The sequence below is a fragment of the Amycolatopsis sp. cmx-11-32 genome (assembly GCF_047608695.1).
Classification (GTDB): domain Bacteria; phylum Actinomycetota; class Actinomycetes; order Mycobacteriales; family Pseudonocardiaceae; genus Amycolatopsis.
Genome location: NZ_JADNQN010000007.1, coordinates 374394 through 383586 on the forward strand (window position 1 = coordinate 374394; position 9193 = coordinate 383586).

Below are 9193 nucleotides of genomic sequence, written 5' to 3' on the forward strand. Positions count from 1 at the left end.
GGGATAAGCCGTAGTTCAGCGTCAACTGGGGGAACAAAATCATGTCCGATCACCAGGGCATTCGCCTGCGTCTCACCGATGCCCAGCTCGGTGTCTGGTTCGGCCAGCAACTCGACCCGGCGAACCCGATCTTCACCATCGGCGGGTACATGGACATCCGTGGCGCACTGGACGTCGGCCTGTTCGAAGCGGCGCAGCGACAGACCGTCGCCGAGGCGGACAGCCTGCGCACGTGGGTCGTCGCAGAGGGCGAGGAGCACTGGCAGATCGTGTCGCCGTCGGTGGACTGGAGCATGGTCCACCAGGACTTCCGTTCGGCGGCTGACCCCCACGGCGCCGCGCTCGCGTGGATGCGAGCACAGCTGGCTATTCCGATGGATCCGGGCAAGGCGCCGCTGTTCGGTTTCGGGCTGCTGCGCCTCTCCGACGACCGGTACCTCGCTTTCCAGCGTTACCACCACCTTGTCGCCGACTCCATCACCGTCGGCCTGCTGTCTCGTCGTACCGCGGAGGTCTACACGGCCTTGGCCGAGGGCAAGCCGATCGGCGACAGCCCGTTCGGCAGGCTCGCCGACCTGGTCGACCGCGACCACGCTTACCGCGGTTCCGAGCAGCGTGTGGCGGACCGTGAGTACTGGCTGGACCGGCTCAAGGACAGCGCCGAACCGGTGAGTCCTTCGGGAAGGCCAGTGAGCACCGCGCGGGGATCGCGGTGGTGGGGCGGTTACCTGTCGGCAGCGGCCTCCACCGGCCTGCGGGACGTCGCCTGGCAGACCAGGGCCGCGTGGCAGTGTGTTCCCATTGCGGCGCAGGCGATCCTGCTTCGGCGGGCGACTGGCGAGCGGGACGTCCTCGTGGGTCTACCTGTGACCGGTCGTGTAGGCAGGGCCGAACAGGGCGTTCCTGGCATGCTGGCCAACGTCCTGCCGGTCCGGCTGGCCATGGATCCGGGGATGACGCTGGCCGACTTGCTCAAGTTGGTCCAGACCCGGCTGCGGGAGGCGTTGCGGCACCAGCGCTACCGCTATGAGGATCTGGCCAGGGATCTCGGGGCGGTGAATGACGGCCGTGAGCTGGCCGGTCCGCACGTCAACATCATCGCGGTCGCCGGTGAGCTCCGGTTCGGTGATCTGCAGGCGGTCGAACGACATCTGGCGATGGGCCCGGTCGACGACCTCTCCATGTCGATCTTCGACGACCACGACGACGAAGGCCTGCGGGTCGAGCTCTACGGCAACCCGGATTTGTACAGCGAGGAAGACATCGCGGTGCACGGGTCGCGGTACATCGCCTTGCTCGAAGAGATTGCCCAAGCGACTCCGCAGACGCCGGTCAACCAGTTCGAAGTCCTGCCCCTGGCCGAACGCGAACTGTTGCTGGACAAGTGGAACCGGACCGAACGACCGGACGAGTACGTCGGAGTGGTCGAACGGATCCGGCGGATCGCCGACGACCGGCCGGCCGCGGTGGCTGTCGTGGACGAGCACAGTGAGGTGACGTACGAACAATTGGTCGGCCGCGCGAGCGCGATCTCACGAAGGTTGCCCGCGGCCGATCTAATCGGTGTCTTCGGGGTGAACGGGCCGACGTTCATCGCGTCAGTGCTCGGTGTGCTCGGTGCGGGCAGTGCTTACGTGCCGCTGGATCCGAGCGTCCCCGTCGCTCGGACGGCGAGCTTGCTCACCGACAACGGGATCACCATCGTGCTGGTGGATCCGGACTGCCGTGCGCATGCCGAGCAGGCCGCGGCCGCAGCCGGGCATGAGGTTCGCGTAGTGGTCACCGACGACGCGGTAGACCCTGTTCACCGGCTGGCCGCGGCGCGCGGCGTACAAGACGACCTCGCCTATGTCATCTTCACATCTGGCTCGACCGGCAAGCCCAAGGGCGCCATGGTGCACCGGCGTGGCATGGTGAACCACCTGCTTGCCAAGGTCGACGACCTCGGTATGTCCGATCAGGACAATCTGGTGCAGAACGCGCCGCTGACGTTCGACATCTCGGTGTGGCAAATGCTCGCCCCGTTGATCGTCGGCGGCCGGGTGCGTGCCGTGCGCAGGGACGTCGCCGCCGACCCGATCGCCCTGTTCGACAGGGTGGCCAGGGAACACGTAACGATCCTCGAAGTCGTCCCGTCGTTGCTGCGCACGGCGCTGGACGCGTTCGACGCCCGCGATCTCGCTCCGGCGCTGCCGGAATTGCGCTGGCTCGTGGTCACCGGTGAGGCATTGCCACCGGACCTGTGTGACCGTTGGTTCGCGCGGTTCCCCGGTATTTCGATGATGAACGCGTACGGGCCCACGGAATGCTCCGACGACGTCACACACGCGGTCTTGGCGGCGGGCGATAGCTTCGAAGTGCCACGGATGCCGATCGGCCGCGCAGTGCGTAACACTCGGCTCTACGTACTCGGTGATGAGTTGCGCCCAGTGCCTATCGGCATGCCCGGTGAGCTGTACGTCGGCGGAGCCGGTGTGGGACGCGGATATCTCGGCGATCCGGCGCGGACCGCGGAGGTGTTCCCGGCTGACCCGTTCTCGGCCGTACCTGGCGCGCGGATGTATCGCACGGGTGACCGGGTGATCTATCGGCCGGACGGGCAGTTGGAGTTCCTCGAACGCCGTGACCACCAGGTGAAGATCCGTGGTCACCGGATCGAGCTCGGCGAGGTCGAAACCGTGTTGCGTGCGCTGTCCGACGTCACCGACGCCGTCGCCGCGGTGGATACGGACGCGGCGGGCCAGACGCGCCTTGTCGGGTACGTTGTATCGCAGGCACGGCCGGTGGACCTGCGCGCCGCTGCGGCCGAGCTGTTGCCGGACTACCTGGTGCCTGCTGGGTTCGTGGTGCTCGAAGCGATGCCGTTGACACCGAATGGGAAGGTCGATCGCAAGGCGTTGCCCGCGCCGGACTTCGCCGGTGTCGCGAGCAGGCCGCCGCGAACCCCGCATGAAGCGATCCTGTGTGGTTTGTTCGCCGAGGTGCTCGGCGCCGGGTCGGTGGGGGTCGACGACAGCTTCTTCGCCCTCGGCGGGCATTCGCTGCTGGCGACCCGGTTGATCAGCCGGATCAGGGCCGTTCTCGGCGTCGAGGTGACGATCGCCGAGGTCTTCGAGAACCCGACCGCTGGCGCGTTGGCCCGCACGATCAGCATGGACGGTGTCGTCCGGCCCGCCCTGCGGTCGGTGCCGCGGCCCGCGGAGATCCCGCTTTCCTTTGCCCAGCGCCGGTTGTGGTTCATCAACCAGATGGAAGGGCCGAACCCGACGTACAACATCCCGTTGGTGGTTGAGCTGACCGGGACGCTGGATCGCTCGGCGCTGCGTTCCGCGCTCAACGACGTGGTCGCCCGGCACGACACGTTGCGTACGGTGTTCCCGGACACCGCGGGCACTCCGCGTCAGGTGGTGCTCGCCCCAGCGGACGCCGAGGTCGAGCTGTTTGTCGTGGACACTCAGGAGACGGACGCGGCCATAGCGGTCGCGGCGCGGTACTGCTTCGACCTGGCGGTCGAACCGCCGGTGCACGCCACACTGCTGTGCACCGGCGGCGATCGGCATGTGCTCATGGTGGTCCTGCACCACATCGCCGGTGACGGATGGTCGCTCGCGCCACTGGTCGACGACCTGGTCACGGCCTACACCGCCCGTTGCGACGGGCAGGTCCCGAGCTGGCAGGCACTGCCTGTCCAGTACGTGGACTACACGCTGTGGCAACGTGAGTTGCTCGGTGCTGAGGCGGACTCGGCGAGCCTGTTCGCCAGTCAGCTGACATTCTGGCTGGAGACGCTGCGGGATCTGCCGGACCGGCTGGAGCTGCCGTTCAGCCGACCGCGTCCGGCGCAGGCCAGCCACCACGGTGACGTGCAGGGCTTCGCCGCGGACGCCGAGCTGCACAACGCTTTGCTCGCGCTGGCGCGGGACAGCGGCACCAGCCTGTTCATGGTGCTGCAGGCGGCGTTGGCGGGCCTGCTGACCCGGCTGGGTGCGGGTACGGACATCCCGCTGGGCAGTCCGATCGCCGGACGTACCGACGAAGCACTCGACGACCTGGTCGGCTTTTTCGTGAACACGTTGGTGTTGCGCACCGACACCTCGGGCAACCCCACCTTCCGTACGTTGCTCGACCGGGTCAGGGAAACCGACCTCGCCGCCTACGCGCACCAGGACCTGCCGTTCGACCGCCTGGTCGAAATCATCAACCCGGCGCGGTCGTTGGCGTCGCAACCGCTGTTCCAGGTCATGCTGGTGCTGCAGAACGCGCCGCGTGGCTCGGCCGTGGCCCCTGGTCTCGAGCTTGACATACACCCGGTGGGTGCGGGTGTCGCCAAGTTCGATCTGACACTGAGCTTTACCGAGCAATTCGACGACGCCGGTCGCCCAGCCGGGCTGGAAGGTGTCGCCGAGTTCAGCACTGACCTGTTCGACCACGACGCGATCGGCGAGCTCACCGGCAGGCTGACCCGGATGCTGACAGCGGCGGTCGAGAGCCCTGACGTCCCGATCGACCGCCTCGCGTTGCTGTCCGCCACCGAGCAGACCGAACTCGCCGCCGCAGGGAACGACACCGCGCACCCGGTCTCCAGCGAGCCCTTGCCCCGGCTTTTCGAGCAGCAGGTACAGCGTACGCCCGACGCGATCGCGTTGATATGCGGCGACACTGAACTGTCCTATGTGGAGCTGAACGCGCGGGCGAACAGGCTCGCGCGGCAGTTGACCGGACTTGGTGCCGGTCCAGAACGGATCGTCGCGCTGGCCTTACCCCGGTCGGTGGACATGGTTGTCGCCGTGCTGGCAATCTCCAAGGCAGGCAGCGCGTATCTGCCACTCGACCTGGACTACCCGGCCGACCGGCTGGAGTTCATGCTGGCCGACGCCGACCCGATGCTGCTAGTGACCACGCATGCGTCCGGGGAACTCCCTGTGAGCCCGAACGTGCCGGTGCTGATCGTGGATGAGCCGGTGACCGCGCGGTCTGTGGCGGCCCAGCCAGCTACGAATCTGGAAGCCTCAGGACTGGCGGCGCACAACGCGGCTTACGTGATCTACACGTCCGGCTCGACCGGCCGTCCCAAGGGCGTCGTCGTGTCGCATGCCGGCATCGGTAACCTCGCCGCCACCCATGCTGCGAGCGTCGGGGATCGCGTGCTGCAGATGTCCGCGCTCAGCTTCGACGTCGCGGTCGGGGACCTGTGCATGGCCCTGCTCAACGGTGCCACTCTCGTCCTGCCCGGGTCAGGACCGCTTGCCGGTCCGGAGCTGCTGGACGCGTTGAGCCGTAACGAGATCAGCCATGTCCAGGTGACTGCGGCGGTTCTCGGTACGATGCCGGCCGGTGAGCTACCCGCGCTGCGGACCTTGATCGTCGGCGGCGACACGTGTGCGCCTGAAGTCATCGCGCGTTGGGCCGTCGGTCGAGCCATGCGCAACGCGTACGGGCCGACCGAGGCCACGGTGTGTGCCACGATGAGCGAACCGATGGTCCCGGGCGCGGCACCAGCCATCGGAAGTCCATTGTGGAACATCCGCGCCTATGTGCTGGACGCGGCACTGCGGCCGCTGCCGTCCGGCGCGGTCGGCGAGTTGTACCTCGCCGGTGCCGGAGTGGCACGCGGTTACCTCAACCAATCGCCGCTGACCACTGTCCGCTTTGTCGCCGACCCGTTCGGGCCTGCCGGTTCGCGGATGTACCGCACGGGTGACCTGGTCCGGCGCGTCACCAACGGTGAGCTGATGTTCGTCGGCCGCGCTGATGACCAGGTCAAGATTCGGGGATTCCGCGTCGAACCCGGTGAGATCGAGGCCGTGATCGCCGGTCACCCAGGGGTGGCGCAAGCCGCCGTGGTGGCCAGGGCGGACCGGTCGGGAGAACGGAGGTTGGCGGCATACCTGGTGCCTGCGCCGGCACAGCGGGATGTCGCCGAGGACGACCGGTACATCGACAAGTGGCAGCTCATCCACGACTCCCTGCACGACGACACCGGGCGCGCCGAGGCCGACTTCTCAGGCTGGAACTCCAGTTACGACGGCACTCCGATCGCGCTCGACCACATGCGGGAATGGCAGTCGGCCACGGTGTCGCGCGTGCTGGACTTGCGACCGAAGCGGGTGCTGGAGATCGGTGTCGGTAACGGGTTGATCCTTGACGGCGTCGCGCCGCGCTGTGACGAGTACTGGGGTACTGATTTCTCCGCCGCCGCGATCGATGCCCTCCGGCAGCGGATCGAGGCGGATGATCGGCTTGCTTCCGTCGTCCGCCTGCGGGTCCGGCTAGCCGACGATATGACCGGCCTGCCTGAGGGGCACTTCGACACCGTCGTGATCAACTCGGTGGCGCAGTACTTCCCCAGTGCCGACTACCTGCTCGATGTCCTGCGCAAAGCCGTTTCCCTGGTCGCTCCCGGTGGCGCGGTGTTCATCGGTGACGTCCGTAACCTCGCCTTGTTGCGTTGTCTCAATGCCGCGGTCCAGTTGCGCAAGGCGGCTCCGGCCGAGGATCCGGACACGGTCCGGGCCCGGATCGAGCAAAGCGTGGTGCTGGAAGAAGAACTTCTGGTCCACCCGAGCTGGTTCGACGAGCAGGTGCGTGGCATCGAAGGTGTCGACGCGGTGACCGTGTGTCTGAAGGACGGGATCCGGCACAACGAACTCACCAGGTACCGGTACGACGTGACTTTGCACATCGGAGCCGCGAATACCCTTTCGGTGCTGGACAGCCCCACTCTCGAATGGGGCCGGGATGTGGTATCGGTCGACGGCCTGGGTGAGCACCTCTTCGCCCAGCGCCCGTCCACGCTCCGTGTCGCGTCGGTTCCCAACGCCAGGGTCCGTCATGAGGCGGAGGCGTTGCGGCTGTTCGAGAGCGGCAGTGGGTTGGCCGAAGTGCGCCGCAGGCTGCGCGCGGGCGACGAACAACCCGCCGGGTTGGAGCCGCGAGCGTTCCACGACCTCGGTGCGCACCATGGATACCGGGTCGTGACGACGTTCTCCGGAACCTTGACCGATGGTGCGTTCGACGTGGTCATGGTCGATGCCGCGGACACGGATTCCGTTGTGTTTGATCGGACATACCTGCCCGGTGGTGAGCAGCCAAGGGCGTACTCCAACAACCCCGCGGCAACGCGGGACATCGGCGGACTGGCTGCCTCCGTGCGCGCCTGGTTGCGCGACCGTCTGCCCGATCACTTGATGCCCGCGGGTTTCGTGGTGCTGGAAGCCTTGCCGCTGACCCCGAGTGGGAAGCTCGATCGGGCGGCGCTTCCCGCCGCCGAGTTCACCGCGACCGGATCGGGCCGTCCGCCACGCGATGCCCGTGAGGAAGTGCTGTGCGGGCTGTTCGGTGAGGTCCTCGGCATCCGCGGGGTCGGCGTCGAGGACGGGTTCTTCGACCTGGGCGGGCATTCCCTGCTCGCGGCCAAACTGGCCAGCCGGATCCGCGCGGTTTTCGGTGTCGAGGTGCCAGTCCGGACGTTGTTCGACCGGCCGACGGTCGCGGCACTGGCCGAGATCCTCGACGGCGCGGACGGTGCCAGGGCACCGCTCGGCCCGATGACCCGGCCGGAACAGGTCCCCTTGTCCTTCGCGCAGCGCCGGTTGTGGTTCATCAACCAGCTCGAAGGGCCGAATCCCGCCTACAACATGCCGCTCGCAGTGCGGTTGTCCGGCCCACTCGACCGCCGCGCCTTGGCACTCGCGGTCGGTGACTTGGTGGCCAGGCAGGAAAGCCTGCGGACCATCCACCCGGACACCGATGGCGTGCCGTATCAGCATGTCGTCGACCACTACGAGCCCGAACTGTCTGTGGTGAACACAACGGTCGACCGGCTCGCCGATGAGCTGAAAGCCGCCGCGTCCAGGCCGTTCGACCTGACCAGCGAGCCACCGATCCGGTCCAGCCTGTTCACCGTCGGGCCCGACGAGCACGTTCTACTCGTCGTCCTGCACCACATCGCGGGTGACGGTTGGTCGATGGTGCCGCTGACCCGCGATATCGCTCACGCGTACACCGCTCGCCGCCGGGACGAGCAACCAGACTGGGCGCCCCTGCGCGTGCAGTACGCGGACTTCGCGCTTTGGCAGCACGAAACACTCGGCGACGAGGACGACCCGGCGAGCCCGCTCGCGCGGCAACTGGAATACTGGCGCGGCGAACTCGCCGGGATCCCGCAGGAACTCGACCTGCCGACGGACCGGCCACGCCCGGCCTCACCGAGCCACGTCGCGGACAGCGTCCCGTTCGAGGTCGACGCCGGACTGCACGCGGCGCTCATCGACTTGGCGCGCGACCACCAGGCCAGTTTGTTCATGGTGATCCAAGCCGCACTCGCGGTGTTGCTCAACCGGCTCGGCGGGGGCACCGATATCCCGATCGGCGCGACCGCGGCAGGACGTGCCGATGAGGCGTTGGATGATCTGGTCGGGTTTTTCGTGAATACGTTGGTGTTGCGGACTGATGTGTCGGGTGATCCGAGTTTCGGTGAGTTGCTTGGCAGAGTGCGGGAGACTGATCTTGCCGCCTATGCGCGGCAGGATGTGCCGTTCGAGCGACTGGTCGAGGTGCTCAACCCACGACGGTCTTTGGCGCGGCACCCCTTGTTCCAGGTGATGCTGGCTTTCCAGAACAACACCGAGGTGACGCTGGAGCTGCCCGGACTGAACGTCGCCGCCGAGCTGGTCGCCGTGGACGGGGCCAAGTTCGATCTGCTGTTCAACCTTGGCGAGCGGTTCTCGGTCGATGGGGCGGCCGACGGCGTGCACGGCTTCGTCGAATTCAGTACTGATTTGTTTGATCGTGGTTCTGTTGTTGTTTTGGTTGAGCGGTTGGTGCGGTTGTTGGGTGCGGTGGTGGTTGGGCCGGATGTGCGGGTTAGCCGGTTTGAGATTTTGTCTGTGGTTGAGCGTGTGTTGGTGTTGCCGGGGAGCGCGGATGGTTCGCGGGGTGTTGGTGCGTGTTTGCCGGAGTTGTTTGAGGCTTGGGTGGGGCGTTGTCCTGATGCGGTTGCGGTGGTGTTCGGGGACGAGTCTTTGACGTATGCCGAACTGGATGCCAGGGCGAATGGGCTGGCGCCTCGGTTGGTGGTGGGTGGTGCTGGGCCGGAGAAGGTTGTCGCGCTGGCGTTGCCGCGTGGGTGTGAGTTGGTTGTTGCTGTGGTGGCGGTGGTGAAGGCTGGTGCGGCGTATTTGCCGGTTGATCC

General features: G+C 66.9%; 1 protein-coding gene. It reads left to right on the top strand.

Annotated features, from left to right (window positions below; translation table 11 throughout):
* Positions 1-41 precede the first annotated feature (41 nt).
* A partial coding sequence (locus ACM6LR_RS23590) for an amino acid adenylation domain-containing protein (RefSeq protein WP_414944494.1) occupies positions 42-9193 on the top strand: 9152 nt, incomplete at its 3' end.